This is a genomic window from Sphingobacterium sp. 40-24 (assembly GCF_001899705.1).
Classification (GTDB): Bacteria; Bacteroidota; Bacteroidia; order Sphingobacteriales; family Sphingobacteriaceae; genus Sphingobacterium; species Sphingobacterium multivorum.
This window is the reverse complement of sequence record NZ_MKWH01000041.1, coordinates 91,985-112,954: the sequence shown is the minus strand read 5'-3', so window position 1 is coordinate 112,954 and position 20,970 is coordinate 91,985. Positions and strand designations below refer to the sequence as shown.

The window sequence follows — 20,970 nt, the reverse complement described above, 5'->3', positions numbered from 1 at the left end:
TGATGCGAACTAGTGGAGGCATTCTAATGCGAAGTGACATATGGCCTCAGGGAACCCTTTTAGACCATCAATACAAGCAATAAGGATGTCTTCAACGCCACGTTGCTTTAAATCTGTAAGAACTGAAAGCCAGAACTTAGCTCCCTCATTTTCTGAGCTATAAAGACCAATCAGATCTTTTCTACCATCCATACCAACTCCCAGGATATTATAGATAGCCCTCGATTCAACAGTTCCATTCTGGCGAACCTTGATGTGCATACAGTCTAGGAATACAAAGGGATAAACAGCTTCAAGAGGCCTGCTACGCCACTCATTTACCGCTGGAAGCACGCTTTCTGTAATACGCGATATTTCTGTGGCAGAGATCTCCATTGCATACATTTCGCGTATAAACTCGCTTATCGCCCGTGTGCTCATTCCTTTGGCATACATGCTCAACACATGTCCCTCAAGCTGTTCAGTGATGATTAATTGTCTCTTAGGTACTACTTTAGGCTCGAACGTTCCCGATCTATCCCGACCTGTCTCCAGCTCAAAAGTTCCGGTATTGAGACCTCGGACTGTCTTTTTTGTCTTGCCATTTCGACGATTGCTATTGCCCGAAGCTTTCTCTTCGTTCAAGTGGTTTTCCAGTTCTCCATCCATCATCGATTCCAACAGATGCTTCATTAACGGCGCTAGGACGCCATCATTGGGAGACAAACTTTTACCTTCGTAAAGACCTTGCATGGCTTCTGCCTTGAAGCGCTCAAAGTCGAATGGGTCTTTTTCTTTCATGACCGTGTCGTTTGAATAATTGAATATAAATAATCTTATTGAATTATTCCTCTGACACAGTTTACGTTACAGTCTCCTTTATCTCCATCAAAAAAAACAACATGCTCTTCCGGAAAGAACCAAATCGCACTATTTTTGACTTTATGGTAATTCTTTCATTTTGTTAAAGCCCTCAGTTACCATCGGTATAATTTGTGGTGCAAATAACTGTGGTATAATCGTCCTTGTCCCCGTATCCTTATTGGCAATCCATTGCGCATATTTATTTGCTAAAAATTCCAATCGCTGTGCTGAAGATAATCCCGGTAAGGTATAATAGATACTTTTTTCGCCTTCTTTACCTTCCATCTGCACATACCGCCCTTTAGTTACTTTCAGGTGACTGCGGTGTTCAAAATCACGTAGGAAAAGCTCATCCTTGTCTGCATTATCCCATTTCGGGTCACGCGGGCAACAAACCGATCCGTAACTGTCTCTTCGATAAATTGTAAGCATGCCTTTAGCTGAAATTGGTTTAACAAAATCTAATCTAGGGTTATCAAGACCAGAAAGCCGGAGACTGTCGACTTTAACCATACCGTCCTCTCTTTTTATGGAATAATAAAAATTGGTTGTCGCAGGTTCTATACACATCCCATTTTTCGAAGCTTCTTCGGCGACTTCACCATAAAACTTCCAATCGGGAACAATCAGTACAAAATGTTGAAGATCGGGATAGAATTCATTGGATTTTTTTAGTAACTCCACTGGAATTTTAGTACTCAAAAAGAAAACGTAAGTGGAATCCGGAACGATCTGCAAAGGAAGATCTACTAAATAATTGCCATCTTTCTGCGTTACAAAATCATTGTCGATCATTACAACCCGACCATAGTATTCGCGATACCAATCGGGTTTCACAGTATCAGCTAATGAATACGGGGGTATTGACTGATGCGCAGCTATTTTGCTCTTACAGGACAATGCCATCATAGGTAAAATGATAAGCAAATACCACATATTTTTTCGTATTAACATGGTTATAAAATTAAAATATATTTCAACTACTTTCCTGTTTGACTATCTACTTTTATTCCAGCTTGATTCATGAAGGCTATTTGATGTCCTAAACACGACTCAGCTAAGGCTGCAATTTTCTCTTTTTCATCAGTAATCTCCCGCAACAGACTTTTCCGAGTCCCTTTTTTCTGTTCATCAATATATTTAATTAATAAAATACCATATCCATCAACGATCTCTGTCATGTAACCAACTGAAGCGATGTGAAAACTTTCGGCAGTTTTACTGTATTTCAGTTGAGAGGCTTCGCATTTTAATCCTTTGATGTAACTACTCAAAGCGCGTGCCTCATTCATAGCTCTCATCCATTTTTTCTCGACAGTTATGAAAGAGCTTAGCCATTTTCTCGTTGTACCCCAAATCCAAATTACCCCTACAGGAACACATGGTAAATAGCATAAAGATTAAAGCTAGCATTCTCATTTCTTAATTTTTTTACAAATAACAGTTTTTTAAACCAGTCTATCCGTCTCGTTTAATATTCGTGGTCGTTGTTTTAAGATTCGTTATTTTCCGTACAACCTGCTCGCTAAAAAGCAATACGCTTATCCTTACTTTGCACAAACTATTTATTTCTTTGAGAGATGAAAAGCCTACTCTTTCAAACACGGAATCCATAAAAATCACCTTATACTGCATTATTGTAAAAAAGGTCCTTCGAAACCTACTATTTTAGCGATTTAATTAATCATTTTTTAAAAAATCAGAAAAAAAAGCTATATTTATTTAAGAATCACACATCATTTAAGGCAAAATTCTTTGTTTCTTAAAAAGAATTACGGAACTTAGAGACTATAAACCACCGAAATATGAATAACAGACCTTTAAACGGAATGACTGACGAAGAGCTTCAAACCAACAAAAAAAATGCGCTGGTAATTACATGGATGCTCACCACCATGCTCTTTATCCTATTAGGCATGGGGATCTATACGTCAATTAACAAAGGATTCAGCGCACTAATGGCGATTCCCTTCGCCTTATCTCCTATTGTTATTCTCAATTTTAAAAGAATAAAAGAAATCAATGAAGAACTCAAAATAAGAGGAGCTCAATAAAGCCATCATGAAACACCTCGCATTATTCATATTCTTTCTTTTCATCTCGGATATTGTATTTGGCCAAGAGATAAGTAAATCAACGACAAAGACGATCACCCAATCGGGTATTGGGCTGGGTTCTGTCATTGCCGTTGTCACCTCATGGGATCGCAACAAATCCATACTATGGGCTTTAATTCATGGGATACTCGGTTGGTTATACGTCATCTATTATGCATTCACCCGCAACGAGTAACGATTTTTAACTATAATTCTCACCAGAAGAGCCAAGCCGATCATTAGCAGAATGTCTTTTCTTACATAACACAGCGATCAATTCCTTTTCTATATCTCATCCTCGATCAAACACATGAGTTCCTCACCTATTTCCAATACAGATTTTGTCGTTGAAGAAGTCAACGAATCCAGCATTACCTTAATTTCTGAATTAGTAGACCTGACTTTTAATGTTGTCCAAGGAGGTGCCTCTGTAGGCTTTATGGAAGATCTAACAGTTGAGCAGGCAAAAAGATTTTGGACTGAAGTACTGAACAAGGTCAAGCAGCAAAAAACAATATTGATTATTGCAAAAGATGCTTCTACGCATCGAATCGCAGGAACCGTTCAACTCCAAATCGACCTCCCCTCAAATCAAATACATCGTGCAGATGTAGCCAAAATGTTAGTCCATACTGACTTTCGAAGAATGGGCATTGCACAAAATTTACTTCAACACATTGAAAATATAGCCATTGATCTAAATAAGACACTATTGGTACTAGATACTGTAACCGATAGCCCGGCTTATATTATGTATCAAAAATGTGGCTGGACGAAAGTCGGCGATATCCCAAATTATGCGCTCTTCCCGAATGGAACATTGTGTAGCACGACATATTTCTACAAAAACTTAATTCTGCCAACAAAATAAAAGCCCCCAAATCGATTAATATTCATTTGGAGGCTTCTCTTAATTATTTGGGAGCTTCACATATGAATCTCCATATACTTATAGATCCTATTTATTTTTGTACCATATCGGTCCCGGTTTTTCGCCCATTTCTAACACCAATGTCGCTCCGGACATAATTTGTTCGTGTGTGATATAACTTGTTTCAAGAGGCTTACCATCAATCGTAATGGCTTGGATATAAATATTGGCTTTACTGACATGGTTAGCTTTCACGGTAAATTTCTTTCCATTGGACAACTTCAATTCAGCTTTTTCAAATAAAGGTGTACCAATTTCGTACTTTCCACTTATGGGATCTACAGGATAAAATCCCAATGCGCTGAATACATACCAAGCCGACATCTGCCCGCAGTCATCATTTCCACTTAATCCCGAAGGTGTATTCAAGTAAAGTTTGTTCATTACCTCGGCTGCATATTGCTGCGTTTTCCAAGGCTGTCCAACCGCATTAAATAAATAGAGTGCATGATGGCTCGGCTCGTTACCATGTGCATACTGCCCAATCATTCCTGTACTAAAAATTGGCAGCTTGCTGGTGTCGGAAGGATGAAATGTAAACATGCTATCTAGCTTCTGTCCAAAGCGCTCTTGCCCACCAACAAGTTTAATCAATCCAGGAATATCATGTTGTACAGACCAAAAATATTGCCATGCATTACTTTCACAGATATGTGCACTATATTCCTCCGCATCAAACGGGGTAATAAATTTACCATGGCTATCTCGAGGTTGCATAAATGAAGTAGCCGGATTATACACATTTTTATAATTTTGAGCTCTCGCAAAAAACGCTCCTGCAATATCTTTCCTTTCCATCTTATCGGCCATCATTGCGATACAATGATCGTCATAGGCATATTCAAGTGTTCGTGATAAGGACCAGTTTTCGGCATTGTATTCATCTTTTACGTCATAGGGCACATAGCCTAATTTTTTATAAAGACCTATACCCCGGTAATTATCAATATTAGCTGTGGCAACACAGGCTTCTAACGCTTTTGTTGCATCAAAATCACCAATTCCTTTTAAATATGCATCTACAATGACAGGAATGGCATGATTGCCAATCATCATATCCGTTTCACTCCCATAAATATTCCATACCGGTAGTCGGCCATGCTGTTCATAAAAGGCAATGAAGGACTTAATCATATCATTTACTCGACTAGGGTCTATATAGGTAAATAATGGATGCGAAGCTCTATAGGTGTCCCAAAGTGAGAACGTGCTATAATTGGTCCAACCTTCAGCCTGATGTACCTTCCGGTCCGCCCCCATGTAAGCACCATCAACATCACTGAAAATTGTCGGTGCCAACATCGAATGGTATAGTGCTGTATAGAATTTAACCTGTTCCTCTTTGTCTTTGGTCTCGATTGCTACCCGCCCCAATTCATGGTTCCAATTTTGTTCGGCCTCTTTTAAATAATAATCAAAATCATCATTTGGAACTTCTGCTTTTAAGTTCTTTGAAGCGCCTTCCATACTTACTCCCGAAAGGGCCGTACTTAAAGTCACTTGTTCTCCAGCTGCTGTCTTGAAATCAAAACGTGCTTTGAATGCTGTACCAATACGTTTTGCACTTTTTGCCGTTGTATCAGCACTGGATAATATTGCTGAACTATCGATATGAACGGCCATAAAAGGCTTAGAAAACCGAGTTTCAAAATAAACGCGTTGGCCTCTTGCCCAGCCCTCCGAAAAACGGTAACCACGGATAGTAACAGAATCAACCACTTCGATGTGTGAATCTGTTGTAGCATCCCAATTCATTGCTTTCTTTAAGTCTAAAAATACTGCAGACTCGGCTTTTGGAAACGTATAACGTTGAATACCGCAGCGTGCCGTTGCTGTCAGCTCTACATTTATATCGTAATCAGTAAGTTTTACCTGATAGTATCCGGCGTGAGCCTTTTCGTCTTTATGCGAAAATTTGGAATGTATACCTAAGGGAGCCGGGGCTTCATGATAAGGTAAGGTAACCGGCATATAAGATATGTCGTACAAGTCGCCGGCTCCGGTTCCACTTAAATGTGTATGGCTAAAACCAGCAATCGTACTGTCAGGATAAAAGTATCCGGAAATACGGTCCCAGCCAGGCAGTCCATTATCTGGACTAAGCTGTACCATTCCAAAAGGTGACTGTGCTCCAGGATATGTATTCCCCGTAAAATCCGTTCCGATAAAAGGATTTACATACCCAGCATAAGAAGTCTCATCGGAGTTTTTTAGTGAAGCGCAACCCATTAAGGACAAAAGGCCTGCACAGACCGCGTAATTAATATATTTCATCGTGTAGATCAGTTTTTCAATTTAGTTTGCCTAATTATCTATTTCCAGTAACGATTAGAATATCCTTGCTATTGACCAAAGTCTGATGGTTGATTTTAAATCCATTGAATGGTTTTCCATCGATAAAGATCTTTTTTATATAATCTCCGGCACCCTCTTTTTGACGTCTTATTGTCACTTTGTCGCCATTTGGATAATATTTTTTATCGAGTTGAATGGTCACTTTGTCGAATACAGGTGTTACAACAGTATAATCTGGTCTACCTGGACAAAAAGGATAGATGCCGATCATGTTCATTAACGCCCATGTGGACATTGTTCCCGTATCGTCATTTCCCGGTATACCCCCAGGGCTATTCGTAAAATGTTTTTCTAAAATTTCCTTAACCAGCTTTTGGGTACGCCATTCTTCTCCTTTGATTTCCGAAAACACATGTGGATACAGCATATCTGGTTCGTTGGTAACATCAAAATACCCTTTATCAAACGTTGCCTGCAGTCTATCCACAAATTTTTGCTTTCCGCCCATCAATTTCACCAAACCAGGTATATCAAATGGTATGGCAAAGCTATAGTTCCAAGCGTTACCTTCATGGAAACCATGATTTGGTTCAAAATTGGCGCCCATCAATGGGCTAAATGGACTTAAAAACTCGCCGTTAGGAAGAATAGGCCTGAAAGTCCCATACTCCGGAGAATAATAGTGTTTATACCCCTGTGCTCGCTTAGCAAAAAGCTGAGCATCTTTAGTTTTCCCCAATGAGGCGGCCAGTTGGGCTAGGTTCCAATCGGCAACATAATATTCAATGGCATGAGATACCGAATTATCGAATGAATCGCGCAGTGGAACATACCCATACTTCACATAGTCCGCATTGTCTGGTCTAATTTTATTTGTCGAATCCGTAGTCGTAGCCGATTTCAGAAACGCTTTGTAAGCTGTATTAACGTCAAAATCCCGAATGCCTTTCATCCATGCATCAACGATCACTGGAACTGCCGGATCGCCATCCATGGTATAGCTTTCTCGACTATACAACTCCCATTTGGGCATCCAACCGCTTTCCTTATAAATATCGATCATGGAACGTATCATACCCACCTGCTTATCAGGATAAACCAGTGACATTAGAGGCTGAACATTTCGGTACGTATCCCATAGCGAAAACACGGTGTAACGATTGTGATCTGCAACGAGCGTCTTCCGGGTTTCCATTGCCGGATATTCTCCATTTACATCCTGCAAGATATTTGGATGAATCATAGCATGATATAATGCCGTATAGAACACTGTTTTTTGGTCCTCTGTACCACCTTCGACCTGTATCTTTGACAATGCATTATTCCAAAGTGAAGCTGCGTGCTTTTGCGTTTTTTCAAAGCTAAAGTCTGCTTGCTCAGCGTCTAGATTTTTACGCGCATTTTCAACACTCACAAATGATACGGCCAGCTGTACTTCTAAGCTTTCATTTTCTTTGACGTCAAAACTAAAATACGCACCAAGATCATCGCCTGAAAGCTGATCGGTATAGCCCGTAAAAATTTTATATTTTCCGGCATCTTTATTCCAATCGTTTTCCCATTTTTCTCCGGCACGCTGGAATTTCCAATATCCTCTTTTTGACGGTTTTTTATTGACACGCATAACAAAGAAGATGGGATAAACAGCCTGATTGTTCGTGTAACAAAAAGAGCCCAGCAACTTAGACCCTTCTATTTCGGTGTCACTTACATAACGAACTGTTGCTCCCGTTTCATTTGTTAAACCTTCGCCTAGATTAAGTAGGATATTTGCCTGTCCTTTTGGAAAAGTAAATTTCGACACACCTACACGGGTTGTCGCTGAAACTTCTGTCTTGATACCGTATTTCTTTAATATATTGCTATAATATCCCGGATGGGCAACCTCTTGTGTATAGGTACTCCCATATTGATGATAATCAACCTCCAATTTCCCCGAAGTTGGCATCAACAACAGACTTCCCATATCTGGACATCCTACCCCACTTAAATTAACATGAGAAAAACCTGTAAAATAACTATTGCTATGTTCATAGGGAGTAGACCACCATCTTGCATCCTTATCAAATGCATTAAGTGATGATCCCATTACATTAAACGGAGAAACATTCATCAAGCCGTTGGGAACCTGAGCACCCGGATTAGTTGTTCCATAATTACTGGTACCAATAAACGGGTTGACATAGTCTGTAGGAAGCTTTTGGGCAGAAACGTTCTCCCAAAGAAATAATCCTAAAAGTAAAAAACGAATAGATTTGATCATATAATCTTGATAGACGACATTGTTAATTGCTTTCATTCAAGCAAACACCATAGGCCGCGCATTTTAGCGTGTACCTACAATACTACAGATAATCGCAAAGATTTACAAATCGTACTTGTCGTTATATCGATGATTTTACGTTTGTTAATAGGATTTAGCAAAACTATACATATTAAGCAAAGAGATTTATGATGGTCAATAACAACAAAAGCCTGAAGTGGGGAACTTCAGGCTTTTACTAACTAACCAATTATTAACCTAAATTATGAAACTACTGATATAACGTCATCAAAAACGAGTTTCTTATGTTAGGCCGAATGGTTTAACCAAATTTTAACAAATCATTGTTATTATTCAATGCGCATCAGGTTTGGCCCAGCAATAAATATATTTTTATTGATACAGTCCCCATTGCTTATTCGGTGTAGCGCCCATTTCTAAAACAAGCTCACCTCCTTTCAGAAGTTCCGAAGCATCAAAATAAAACGTATTAAGCGGTTTTCCATTTAATGTAGCACGTTGTATATACATATTTTTCTTATTTGCATTTTTCGCTTTGATAATAAATTGTTCACCTCTACCGTATTTACCGCCCAATTTAATCTTCACTTCCTCAAAGAGAGGGCTTCCAATTTCATAAATTGGCTTGACTCTTGTCCCGCCATCTATCTGAAATAAACCAATAGCATTCATAATATACCAAGCACTCATTTGCCCTTGGTCTTCATCTCCCAAATAAGCATTTGAAACCCCTTGGCCATAATAGCGTTCACCTATGGAGCGACTCCATTTTTGCGTCAACCAAGGCTTATTCAACCAATTAAAAATATAGGCAAAATGCATCGATTGCTGATTTCCCTGAACAACAGGATAATCCCAATATTGATCATTAGGACCATTGTAGCGCCATTTCTCACTTTCCGGAAATCCCCATTCCAATCGTTTTAAAAACACATCCTGTCCGATCATTTTAGCTAACCCAGGAATATCCTGTGGCACAAAAAAGGTCAGTTGCCATGCATTTCCTTCTACATAATGATGGTTAGCTCCCGATTTAAAAGGATCAAAATCTTTATACCATTCTCCTTTTGAATCCTTCATCCGGGCATAGCCACTACTGACATCTATCGCGTTTCTCCACCATTTTCCGCGATCATTAAAATAGTTGTACTCCTGCTCCTTTCCTAACGATTTTGCGAACTGCCCAACTGTCCAGTCGTCAAAACTATATTCCATTGAATTGGAAAACCGGCCCAAATCATAAGGAACGTACTTATATTTTAAATAGACATCCAAATCACGATTACCTGCAAAACCACCTTCAAATTTCAATGGACTTGTTGTCTGCATTTTTTTAACAGCTTCAAATGCCTTTTCAGTATCGTAGTCTCTAATCCCCATCTGGTATGCCCCAACAATTAACGGTATTTCATGTTCTGCAACCATGACGGGAATATACTCCATTCCAGCCGGTCCTTTCGCCAACCAGCCATTTGCGTCATACATCGCAAGTTGCGATCTGACCCATTTATTGGACCATTCCGGCGTAACCAAGTTCCAAAACTGATTTAAATTCCAAAAGGTATTCCAGAAAGCATCACAGCCTAAAGCGAGATCTCCTTTATGGGCTAAAGTCCGTATCACTTCATCCGAAGACCTCCATTGACCATTCACATCACTAAATGTATTTCGGCTTGCCAAAGTGCGATACATATTAGTATAGAATTTCTCTTTTTCAAAATAGTCTGAAGACTTTATCGCCAATCTACTTAAAAGTTCATCCCAAACTTTATGTTGATTTTCCACGACCCGATCAATCGACCATCCGAATGGCTCCGACAGTTCCGTTTTTAGATTCTCCTCCGCATTGGCTAAGCTCACATAAGAAATCCCTGTGCGCAGCTGTACAGCCTTATCTTTATGCACATCAAATTCCACGTACATTCCCGCAAATTGAGCGCTATCAGCAACCAAATCAGCCCGTTCAGTCAACCGATCGTTATGCCATGTGCCATAGTTTATGATAGGTTTATCAAACTCCATCACAAAGTATACGACATAATCCTGTTTTGCATCAGTGGACCAAACGTTTTCAGATAATTGATTACTGTATCCCACAACCTTATAGTCAGAAACCTTTTTCAGCGAGAAATCTTTAATTTTATAATCATATTCTCCATTAACCTTGAGATCAATCATGATACGTCCTGTATCCGACTTATGATAGGTATATTGTTGAAAACTCGAACGCGTACCAGCCGTCAATTTTACGTCGATATCGTGATCAAGGAGATGAACAGCATAATATCCCAATGGAGCCTTTTCGCTGGTTTTATCTATTGCTGATCGATATCCTGAATTTTTACTGTACTGATCTCCGACCCGAGTCTTCAATTGACCTGCTGTCGGAAATGTACCCAATCCAGCCATTGTCCATTCATGGATATGGCTAAAAGTACCAATAGATTCGATAGAAGGTTCATAACCTGCCTGCCAGCCAATATTTTGGTTATCTGGACTTATCTTTACCATGCCAAAAGGCATCCATGGTCCCGGGGCTATCATCCATCTGGAATGTGCTGCACCCATCATCGTGTTCACATAATCTGAAACTCCGCCTAGTCTTTTTGGGCCCCGCTTGATTGTTGAAGACTGTATTAATTGCCCATTACTATAAATTTCATACTTACTCCATATATCCTTAGCGACATAAGGCATTGGTATTTCCAATTTCGCTGCACCTTTTTCAAGTGTTTTCTCATAAATTTTCTTTCCATCTAAGACTACTTTCAACTGTTCATCATCTTTCAATTTCAAGAGATCAACCAGCATATTTTGGACGGGTTTCCCTGCATTTAAGATCTCAAATTCAGCTTGCTGTACATTTTTAACAATTACAGAACGATTGGCTATTAGCTTTACTTGCTGTGGCCCCAGCAGTTTAAAGGAATCAAATTCAACCCATCCTCCCTTTATGACAGTCATGGTAATCTGATTTCCGCCTTTCTTAATGAGATCAGCTGGTAATGGTATATTTATCGTAGAATTTCCAGATTTTAAAGGATTCTCTAACGGCTCACCATTTCCTGCCCCCCCCTCCACCTCAAAATTATAGGGCTTGCCATTGATTACGATCTGTAGTGTAGGTTTATTTTTAGGGTCACTATTGGCCAATTTAACCTGAAGTGTACACTGACCATTTTTTATACTATTGTTTAACACATAGTATAAATTCAAAAAATGTGTTCTCAGACCAGAGGTTCCTCCAGTCCCGCCCCATTCATTGGCCGGACCGGGCAATACATAGGGTAAATCCCTTGTTAAAGAAGATTGACCGATAATAAACGCATTGTCTTCATAACCGAAATCATGTTCCAAAAATTTCTTATATCCATTCGGGGACAAGGCAAATTCGCTGCTTGAACCGTCTGAATTTCCCAATTGCCATATTGTGTGCTCCTGGCCAACAACAGATTGAGCACACATGAACAACAGACCGGCGACAAAAGAAAGTGAGAAACGTAATTTCATAAGTATCAGATTTTATAATTTTTAATTACATCAGTTGCTTTCCTCATAAACTGCACAAAACAATTCACAAAACACATTACATTGTACATACATTAATAACTTACAAAAACGTTTAAAAGCAAAACTTTATGCACAATATTACTACAAAAAAAACAAATATCAAATGAAAAACAGCAAAATGTATATACATATAAAAAGAAAGAAATAAAATAAATTTATTGACACAAGTTAGCGAAAATGAAAGGTTCTGATTCTTAGAGAGGAAAGTTAGGTCAATTTGTAGTTTGCGCAATATCCACCGCATTTTCTAGTTTTCGGGGAAAAATTGCCTTTATTTAGAAAAGTGTTTCTACAGATTATTTATGATAAAAAAACTTAATAGAAGTTTTCTCATTGCAATATTTGCCTAGAGTCCATTATTTTAGGATTAAAACTTTGTCAAAACTCAAGTAAAGCAATAATTACTATTGGCTATTTGGATCTAATAAGTTATATTTATACAATTATTTGCTTTGAAACCTTAAAGATAAGAGTATTATCTTTTGTATTATCATTATAAACGATATTCTACCCATTTGTGTAGAAACTTATTTCATTGCTGGATAGAGATGCAATGTTTGAACAAGTTCAACTATAAACGTTGACAATGATTACGAGGTAAGGATAGGAAGGTAAAAAAAGTCTATTATTAGCGTATAAATTGAGATTACGTCCTTATTTTTGTAACTTGCACGCCAGGACAACATCGATTTTACGTGGTATTCAAAAGCGATTGCGGATCATCTTTGTATTTTACACTATGAAAATTAAGATTGAAGATTTTTTCAAGCCGGTACAAGTTAAAGACGACTTTAGCAAAGATGATTATGAGATTGTCGAAGCCTTTATAAATTTTGCCAAGTCCTTAAGCAGATTAACCTATCAGAGTATATATTTAATTGACTATTCAAAGAAAAGCTTTCTATTTGTGTCTGATAATCCAATCTTTCTGTGTGGAAGCACGCCTGGGGAAGTCATGCGAGAAGGGTATTATCACTATGTTAATAATGTACCTGAAAGTGATTTACATTTATTAAAAAAGATCAATGACGTTGGTTTTGACTTTTTTGGAAATTTAGATGCCGAAGATCGCTTAAAATACTCCATATCTTATGATTTTCATTTAAAACAACCGGGAAATAAGCCACTGTTAGTAAACCATAAACTAAAACCTCTGCTCCTGGATAAGTTTTCTAACCCCTGGATCGCCCTATGCTTAGTTTCTATGTCCTCACATGCTAACTCAGGAAACATTAGATTTAAATCTGATGAGGACGGAAAACAGTTTGAATATGACTTGGATAAAGATATTTGGGTAGAAACTCCGCGCATTAAATTGAAACCCCGTGAAAAGGACATTCTTCTTTTTTCCGCACAGGGTCTTACTATGGATCAAATAGCAGATCGACTTTATGTATCGATTGATACGGTAAAATTTCATAAAAAACAGATATTTTCAAAACTGAAAGTCAAAAGTATTACAGAGGCTACAGCATTAGCCATTGAACTATCTCTTTTTTAATCTTATTCATTATTTTTTGAACATAATTGCATTAGTTTTGACATCTCAACAAATTTTTGAATATCGGCATGATTTCCTATACTAAACTGGGAATATTTATTTTTTTCAATAAAAGTCTCCAGCCATTCCGATTTAATATAGATCGGTAATGTCTCAGAATATAGGTAGATGATTGGATCACCAAGTTGAAAAGATTCTATCTCCAATTTTCGAAGTGTATTGACCACTTTTCGATCACATTCAGCTATAACCAATCCACTACCAAGGCTGTACGGACCATAGAATGCGTCAAAAAGCATCTTTTTCAGAATATTAATGCGATTACCTATTATCTTTCCAGAAATTACGAAACGTCCAATGTGCCAAAAATTCTTTACATCTGGAATTAACAAACTTTCTGTCTCGATATCAAATAATTTTTGAATCGGCAAACTCGTTTCCTTATCCCAAAATGTAATTCTAATGGATGCCTGAATACAGTTATCAAGCTTACTTCGAAGCACATAATAAATGGAACGATCAAAAAAAATCTGATCCTCTCCTATCAATGACTCAAAGTCAAACGCATATTCCTCTTCGGAATAACTATCCAGTTTGTAATGCTGCTGAGTCGTTACTAAATAAAAATGAATAAGTTCAGGAAGTTCGTTTTTATTAAGCTTGGTAAAATAATAGTTTTCAGGCGTCCAGTTCATGCAAATGTTATTCGATATGCAATTATAAAAATAAAGACTTTTCGTTTAAATTCCCACAGAGACAAATTTACTACACAAAAGTGTAATGAAACGAATGTTTTTTTCAACTATATTAAGTTCAACCAATCATTGATAAATAATAGGAATCTGGAAAGAATTTTACAGGTTTAGATGTCGCTAAATTAAATACAATATGACTAACCATTCCCGATAATAAATACAAACCTAATGATAATTGCGGAGGAGAAGACGTCAGCGCGATTTTACCATATTCTGCCAAAAATTCCTCAAACCATTTCGTTTCCATTCCTTTTGTTTTTAAACTGTCAACAATAAATTTACCGACATTTAATTCAAATGTCTTGTGGGCCTTTTCCAATGAATGAAGATTAAGGCCTTCAGGAGGAAGAACCGTTAAAAATCCTGCCCAGCCCAAATTATAAGGATGTACTACCGGTATATTTCGTTTTGCCATATACTGGTCAAAGACAAAAGGAATATCAGAAGAAAAATCCAACGCATTAATGGCAACCTTATGATTAATATCGATATTATATAAATTATCTTGGTTAATAAATTCAGAAAACACTGTTATTTTGGCTTGCGGGTTAATTGAATGCAAACGTTCCTGCAAAGCAAATACTTTCTTAATACCAATATCCTTGTTTGTATAATTTTGTCTGTTTAAATTTGTCAATTCGACAACATCTCCATCGGCAATTGTCAAATTTTCGAAACCCATACGCAATAAGCACTCGGCAATGTAACTTCCTATTCCACAACCTCCTATTAACACCGGAAAGTCTTTGATATGTTGTTGATCCTCTTCTTTAATATGTATGTTATTTCGAATATACCTCAAATCCATATATAATCTCTCAATAATTTTGTATCACATAAAGATAGAATTATAATTTATATTATTATTAAAGAAATTGCTAAGTAAATTTCATAGTTGCGTAGTACAAATTAGCGGCGATTTTGCTTAATTTAGCCACCTATCTTTTGTTTTTATTTTGATTCAAAATGAATACCTTTAATAAAATCAACGTGTAAAAATGGATAATACAAGAATATATCGCATGTCATTTGCTGGTGTATACCCGCTTTATATACAAAAAGCCGAAAGAAAAGGACGCACAAAAGAAGAGGTTGACGAAATCATTTTCTGGTTAACCGGCTATAGTCCCATATCGCTACAGCAAGTAGTTGAAAATAAAACTGACTTTGAACATTTCTTTAAACAAGCACCAAGCTTAAACCCGAACGTTTCGAAGATCACGGGTGTAATCTGCGGCTATCGCATTGAAGATATTGAAGATCCGCTGGTTCAGAAAGTTCGCTATCTCGATAAATTAATTGATGAACTGGCCAAAGGGAAACCCATGGAAAAAATTTTAAGAAAGTAAGCCCTGCTACGATTCGTAAATAGCGCGTACTTATTATTCCAATGCATAGACGGCACCATCAGCGGAATTAAAATAAAGCCGATTTTCATCGATCCATATTGTTGAAAAGATACTTCCCATCTGCAGGTAGTCTGCAAACAGTCTTGTAATATCATCCTCATATTTTTGTTGCAGATCGGCGCGCAGCACATTTTCATCATTTATAAACAATTGCCTATTCTTTTTACTTGACTCCGTTTGAAAAATAGGCACAACCCCTCCGTTTTTTATATCCAATCTATAAATTACACCATCCAGCGTTCCAAAAAAGGCCTCATTACCTACGATAGTGGCACTGCTAAATGTATTTAAAGGCACTTTAGGTTCAACTATTTTCACGCCGTCCATTCTATTTAAAACAAGTATACTATAGGAATCCGACATGGTTACGACAAGCTTATCGTCAAAAATACTAGGAACACTCGTCCAGCTCCCCGGTTGATGGTATACCCAAAAGCCACTTCCATTCGCGGTATTAAGCGCATATACATTAAAGTCACGAGCACCAAAATAGACTGTACTGTCTGCGACTGCTGCATGGAACTGAATCTCGCCTTTTGGAAAATAACGTTCACCAACCGTTTTAAACTTCCAATGTAGGGTACCATCTTTTTTCAAACAATAAAAATAACCATCAAAACTACCAATGAAAACACGTTCTTGTGTCAGCGTTGGGGCTGCATGCACAATGCCCCCAGTCAGGAATTTCCAAACAAGTTTTCCCGATTTAGCATCTACGGCATAGACATGATGATCCCCAGATCCAAAATAAACTACACCATCTGCAACCGCAGGAGATGAGAGGAAATAGTCCCATATATCATAACTCTTTTCACCATCGGTTGAAAACTGCCATAATTTTCGACCTGTTTGGGCATCCAGGGCATACAAGTAGCCATCAGTGCTTAAAAAATACACTATTCCGCCATCAAGAGCAACAGTCGACCGAATTTCACCGGTAGTTTTATACTTCCAAAGTATATTACCGCTCGTTTTATTCAATGCGTAAAGATTACTGTCGCAAGACCCGACAAAAACGATATCCTTCCAAACGACGGGCGAAGAAAACAGCCTTCCCTCTGTTTTGAATTTCCATTTCAACGCGGGATTTAACCTAATGTTGGATTGTGCTGTATAATTTTGGCGATCTAGGTCTCTAGCCAGATGCTGCGCCCGTAATTGACAAAAACATCCCACTGCAATAAATAGGATAATAATTGGGCGCCAATCATATTTTAGTCCAAACATCGCTGTACTTCTATTCAGGTTATATTATTGATAGATAAGGTATTTTTCCCTAGTTTTTCTATAATTACTTAGGCCCGGCTCCCAGCTTTTTCGGATTTCTTCTTCCGAAACACCGGCTTCAATTTGCTTCCGAAATAAACCTACGCCGACGAGCTTTTCGATACTGCCAATCTGTTTCGAAAATGATTGATCAAAAAACTTATCTTTTTCCGGAGAATTCCGATAAAGCGCTATCATCCAGGATAGGTTTATTTTTTTGCTATCGACAAGCTGCTGCAGATCATATTTACGCAGGTCTATTCCATAACATTCTTCATTCATAAACAGAGGCGATTCACTCATCCCTTTTTTACTGACGGGGACAAATGAGAAATCATATGTACCCTTATAGATTGGGCTACCGATCACAACAAAGGGATAATCGGTGCCTCTACCATGATTTACTTTTACACCTTCAAAAAGACAGGTACTTGGATATAAGAGTATGCTTTGTTCCGTATTTAAATTGGGCGAAGGATTGACTGGTAGCTTATAAAGCATACTATGATCATAATCTGCTACAGGAATAATCTTCAATTTACACTTCTTTTTAGTATTCATCCAACCTTCTCCGTTGATCATCTGGGCAAATTCAGCAGTAGTCATCCCATGCGCAATAGGAACAGGGAATTGCCCAATACCCGACTTATACTCTTCCTCCAAAATAGGACCGTCAATTAGATAAGCATTGGGATTGGGCCTGTCTAAGATCAAGAGCTCCTTATCATTTTCGGCGCAAGCCTCCATAATATCCCGAAGGGTATTAATGTTGGTATAAAACCTCACCCCCATATCCTGCACATCATAAATAAACAGATCGATATCTTTTAGATCCTTCGCTGTTGGCTTTTTCTTATTCCCGTATAAAGAGACAATAGGAATTTTAGTTGTCGGATCGACTTCATCCCCCACTTCAGTTCCATTACTTGCATTCCCTCGAAATCCATGCTCAGGCCCAAAGATTCTCACAATCTGAACCCCGCGCGCAAGCAGACTATCAACAAGGTGCCGCCCTTTAATAACCGTAGATGGATTGCCCAATATCGCAATGCGTTTATTCATTAAATAAGGAAGGTAACGCTCGGTTCGTTCTGCTCCAGTTTGTATACGATCATTACAATAATTCAACGAGATCTGCGCAGTTGCATTTCTGAATAGGAATAGAATCAAGATAGAAATAAGCACTGGTTTCATATTCATTTGGTTTATACTATTAAAATATAGCCCCTGAGCATCAAGCTATTTATCCGATTGCAAAAACTAAACTAAGGATAAAGCTTTATTTTAGCAAATCATTTGTTAAAATTGATAAACAAGTTTTATCCAGCTACCTTTGGAATATTATTGGGAGCGTGATTTGCACATGAAACAATAGGTGACATTCAAAAGCTGTGGCATACTAAATTTTATACTAATAATTGATAATGGAAAAGCAGGTAAACGCGGGCGAATTTGTAGATCGTTTTATGACAGGTAGTTTGGAGCACCTTCGCTACCAACAATCGCCGATCAAGATATTTCAGCTCAGTGAAATCGCCCCTTACATTAAATTCCCTACTCCGCCTATTTTCTTGGGCTATAACCTCCTCGTCCATATAACTGAAGGTTATTTTAAACATCAGATCGGTGCCAAAGAATATGTCGTTCAGGCTCCAGCAATTCTTATCAGCAATTATGGTAATATTTCAACAATAAAGTCTGTCGATAAATCTTCGAAAGGGCATTGCGTCTTGATCAACGACAATGCGATGACGTCCATATTCAGGGAACAGGAGATTTTGAATATCTTTAACATCTCGCCCTTACTTAACTTAACTGCACAAGATAGTAGTGATCTTCAGGAGCTTTTTAGATTACTTTATAATGAACTACTTTCGGAATTCCCTTATCGAGAACTGTTTGAAAATTTGTTAAAATCGGCAATTTTAAAAATCATCAAACTTTCGTCCTCCAATCAAGCCCTCAATCGTCGGCAGGAAATTGCAATGATGTTCAAACAGCTTGTGCACAAAAACTTCAAAAAGCAAAAAAATATTTCATTCTACGCCGACAAACTTGCAGTATCTACAAACTACCTTAATCGCTGTGTATTTTCAGTATTTAAAAAATCTTCCAAAGAACTTATTCTAGAAGTACTGATTATGCACAGTCAATTTCTGCTGTTTGAATCCACTAAAAGCATTGCAGATATCTGTTATGAATTGGATTTTTCTGACCCGTCTTACTTCTCACGACTTTTCAAAAAAATAGTTGGCGTCTCTCCTACTTCTTATCGAAACAGAGCAACTTAAATTTTTAACATGCACGATTTGTCCTATCTTTTATACTGAAGTACACAAGAAAATCAAATTGATTGCAGTTATTTTTGTGTAAGTCATTGAAGCAAAAGAGAATTTCAGTTCGTTAGCACTCTTTATTCTCGATGTTTCAATTTACATTGTTCCATCATTTAATTACATATTTAAAGATGCTTAAGGTTTCAGAAGACAACAATATAACCCAGGATTTCGATTTGTTTATTGCAGATTTTAAAACTAGGCTGTCAAGCTTATTTAATAAGGAGTACGATTACAACTCGCTCAGTTTAACGCGTGGGCTTCCGCCTGAGTTTTTAAAAGAGATCATGAAAATGCAACCATTGTCGGTTGCTATCCCCGAACATCACGGTGGTCGTGGTCTTCATGTAAAAGAATGTTTGGGTGTACTGGCGGCAGCTTCTTATGAATCACTATCGTTATCGCTAATCTTCGGGATTAATATTGCACTATTTTTGGAACCTTTTGCCAAATACGGCAACACCTTACTTCAAGAGAGGGTATTCCATCAATTTTTGGAAAATCAGGCAATGGGAGGACTAATGATTACCGAACAGGGTTACGGCAGTGACGCACTCAATATGCGAACATCTTACGAACAAAGGGACGATAAGTACTATATAAAAGGCGAAAAACACTGGCAAGGTCTTACTGGAGCTGCAGACTTTTGGCTCGTGACGGCACGCAAGAAAAATGAAAATGGAGAACTGGTGCGGGATATAGATTTCTTTGTCACAGAGAACGCCGTCGAAGAACAAAAGATTGTTGTAACAAAGAAATACAATAGCCTTGGTCTCTATGCAATTCCTTATGGTGTCAACAACATTGATATCAATGTTCCCGCGGATCATAAACTAAATCCGGAAAGTACAGGAATTAAATTGATGTTAGATACCCTCCACCGCAGCAGATTACAGTTCCCAGGAATGGGCATGGGTTTTATAAAACGAATGTTGGATGAGGCCATGACACATTGTTCCGAACGCCGTGTAGCAGGTATTAGTTTAAATGAATTAGACGCTGTTAAATTTCAGTTGTCGCGCATACAGGCTGCATTTACCTTGTGTTCTGCAATGTGTTCATACAGTGTCTCGATCAGCTCTATCCATAATGACCTTTCAGCCTATGGTGTAGATGCCAATAGTTTGAAAGCATTTGTGACAGACTTAATGCATGAAGCCGCGCAAATATGTGTGCAATTATCCGGTGCAAATGGCTACAGGTTAGACCATGTTGCCGGTCGTGGCCTCATAGACAGTAGACCTTTTCAAATCTTTGAGGGATCAAATGAAATGCTATATTCTCAAGTTGCTGAAGCGATCGGTAAACTTATGCGCAAAACCAAAGAAAGCAACTTATTATCTTTCTTAAAAAAATATAGCTCAACTGAATTTGCAGCACCATTTTTCTCATCAATCTTGAATTTTGACTTTCCGCTACAGCCGAAACAACGTGAACTGGTTACACTTGGAAAGATAATCGCCCGCGTCATTTGTTTTCAGTATGTTTTACAAATTAACAATGCCGGGTTCAATGATAAGATGACTGAAATAACACGTCAACACGTAAGTATGGATATTTATATGTTGGTAGGCCAATTATCAAATAACAATAATGCCGAACCACTTATGAACTATGACGAGAACACGGATTGGATGAAGTTCACTTCTTAATCAGGAGAGATTACAGGAATCAAACTAGTCAG

16 protein-coding genes and 1 pseudogene are annotated in these 20,970 nt (G+C 38.0%); 7 read left to right on the top strand and 10 right to left on the bottom strand.

Annotation, left to right across the window (positions count from 1 at the left end):
* Positions 1-39: 39 nt before the first annotated feature.
* The 3 genes and pseudogenes from BGP15_RS17350 to BGP15_RS17340 form a co-directional block, all read right to left on the bottom strand.
* A pseudogene (locus BGP15_RS17350) lies at positions 40-780 on the bottom strand (IS256 family transposase); the annotation flags it as partial.
* A 141-nt stretch (positions 781-921) separates the two neighbouring features.
* The gene (locus BGP15_RS17345; protein WP_139145081.1) at positions 922-1,797 is read right to left on the bottom strand and encodes a hypothetical protein; all 876 of its coding nucleotides are present in this window, start codon (positions 1,795-1,797) and stop codon (positions 922-924) included.
* Between the two features lie 26 nt (positions 1,798-1,823).
* Complete coding sequence (locus BGP15_RS17340) at positions 1,824-2,135, bottom strand: hypothetical protein (RefSeq protein ID WP_286770249.1); 312 nt, start codon at positions 2,133-2,135, stop codon at positions 1,824-1,826.
* Positions 2,136-2,648: 513 nt separating this feature from the next.
* Between BGP15_RS17340 and BGP15_RS17335 the strand changes: the two genes are divergently transcribed.
* From BGP15_RS17335 to BGP15_RS17325, 3 genes are all read left to right on the top strand, one after another.
* Positions 2,649-2,897 carry a hypothetical protein gene (locus tag BGP15_RS17335; RefSeq protein WP_046675688.1) on the top strand — a complete coding sequence of 83 codons (249 nt, stop codon included), beginning with the start codon at positions 2,649-2,651 and terminating at the stop codon, positions 2,895-2,897.
* A gap of 7 nt (positions 2,898-2,904) precedes the next feature.
* Entirely contained in the window at positions 2,905-3,135 is a 231-nt protein-coding gene (locus tag BGP15_RS17330) for a hypothetical protein (RefSeq protein ID WP_286770248.1), read from the top strand.
* 114 nt (positions 3,136-3,249) lie between these two features.
* On the top strand, positions 3,250-3,810 hold the full coding sequence (locus tag BGP15_RS17325) for a GNAT family N-acetyltransferase (RefSeq protein WP_286770247.1): 561 nt from the start codon (positions 3,250-3,252) through the stop codon (positions 3,808-3,810).
* A gap of 87 nt (positions 3,811-3,897) precedes the next feature.
* On the opposite strand, the gene BGP15_RS17320 is transcribed toward BGP15_RS17325, so the two are convergent.
* From BGP15_RS17320 to BGP15_RS17310, 3 genes are all read right to left on the bottom strand, one after another.
* On the bottom strand, positions 3,898-6,144 hold the full coding sequence (locus BGP15_RS17320; RefSeq protein WP_286770246.1) for a GH92 family glycosyl hydrolase: 2,247 nt from the start codon (positions 6,142-6,144) through the stop codon (positions 3,898-3,900).
* 34 nt (positions 6,145-6,178) lie between these two features.
* Complete coding sequence (locus BGP15_RS17315; protein ID WP_286770245.1) at positions 6,179-8,464, bottom strand: GH92 family glycosyl hydrolase; 2,286 nt, start codon at positions 8,462-8,464, stop codon at positions 6,179-6,181.
* Positions 8,465-8,821: 357 nt separating this feature from the next.
* Entirely contained in the window at positions 8,822-11,959 is a 3,138-nt protein-coding gene (locus BGP15_RS17310; RefSeq protein ID WP_286770244.1) for a GH92 family glycosyl hydrolase, read from the bottom strand.
* A gap of 799 nt (positions 11,960-12,758) precedes the next feature.
* Between BGP15_RS17310 and BGP15_RS17305 the strand changes: the two genes are divergently transcribed.
* A complete protein-coding gene (locus tag BGP15_RS17305) occupies positions 12,759-13,520 on the top strand; it encodes a response regulator transcription factor (RefSeq protein WP_070569349.1) in 762 nt (253 codons plus the stop codon).
* A 2-nt stretch (positions 13,521-13,522) separates the two neighbouring features.
* On the opposite strand, the gene BGP15_RS17300 is transcribed toward BGP15_RS17305, so the two are convergent.
* Complete coding sequence (locus tag BGP15_RS17300; RefSeq protein ID WP_286770243.1) at positions 13,523-14,215, bottom strand: hypothetical protein; 693 nt, start codon at positions 14,213-14,215, stop codon at positions 13,523-13,525.
* A gap of 118 nt (positions 14,216-14,333) precedes the next feature.
* The gene (locus BGP15_RS17295) at positions 14,334-15,083 is read right to left on the bottom strand and encodes a ThiF family adenylyltransferase (protein ID WP_070569344.1); all 750 of its coding nucleotides are present in this window, start codon (positions 15,081-15,083) and stop codon (positions 14,334-14,336) included.
* Between the two features lie 190 nt (positions 15,084-15,273).
* Here BGP15_RS17295 and BGP15_RS17290 point away from each other — a divergent pair, with 190 nt between their 5' ends.
* Positions 15,274-15,624 carry a DUF2200 domain-containing protein gene (locus BGP15_RS17290; RefSeq protein ID WP_070569339.1) on the top strand — a complete coding sequence of 117 codons (351 nt, stop codon included), beginning with the start codon at positions 15,274-15,276 and terminating at the stop codon, positions 15,622-15,624.
* Between the two features lie 33 nt (positions 15,625-15,657).
* On the opposite strand, the gene BGP15_RS17285 is transcribed toward BGP15_RS17290, so the two are convergent.
* Together BGP15_RS17285 and BGP15_RS17280 are read right to left on the bottom strand one after the other, a co-directional pair.
* Positions 15,658-16,911 (bottom strand): outer membrane protein assembly factor BamB family protein, encoded by a 1,254-nt coding sequence (locus tag BGP15_RS17285; RefSeq protein ID WP_286770242.1) that lies wholly within the window; start codon positions 16,909-16,911, stop codon positions 15,658-15,660.
* 24 nt (positions 16,912-16,935) lie between these two features.
* Entirely contained in the window at positions 16,936-18,150 is a 1,215-nt protein-coding gene (locus tag BGP15_RS17280; protein ID WP_286770241.1) for an exo-beta-N-acetylmuramidase NamZ family protein, read from the bottom strand.
* A 224-nt stretch (positions 18,151-18,374) separates the two neighbouring features.
* On the opposite strand from BGP15_RS17280, the gene BGP15_RS17275 reads away from it, so the two are divergent.
* Together BGP15_RS17275 and BGP15_RS17270 are read left to right on the top strand one after the other, a co-directional pair.
* The gene (locus BGP15_RS17275) at positions 18,375-19,241 is read left to right on the top strand and encodes a helix-turn-helix domain-containing protein (protein WP_172462352.1); all 867 of its coding nucleotides are present in this window, start codon (positions 18,375-18,377) and stop codon (positions 19,239-19,241) included.
* A 176-nt stretch (positions 19,242-19,417) separates the two neighbouring features.
* A complete protein-coding gene (locus tag BGP15_RS17270; RefSeq protein WP_286770240.1) occupies positions 19,418-20,938 on the top strand; it encodes an acyl-CoA dehydrogenase family protein in 1,521 nt (506 codons plus the stop codon).
* Positions 20,939-20,970 lie beyond the last annotated feature (32 nt).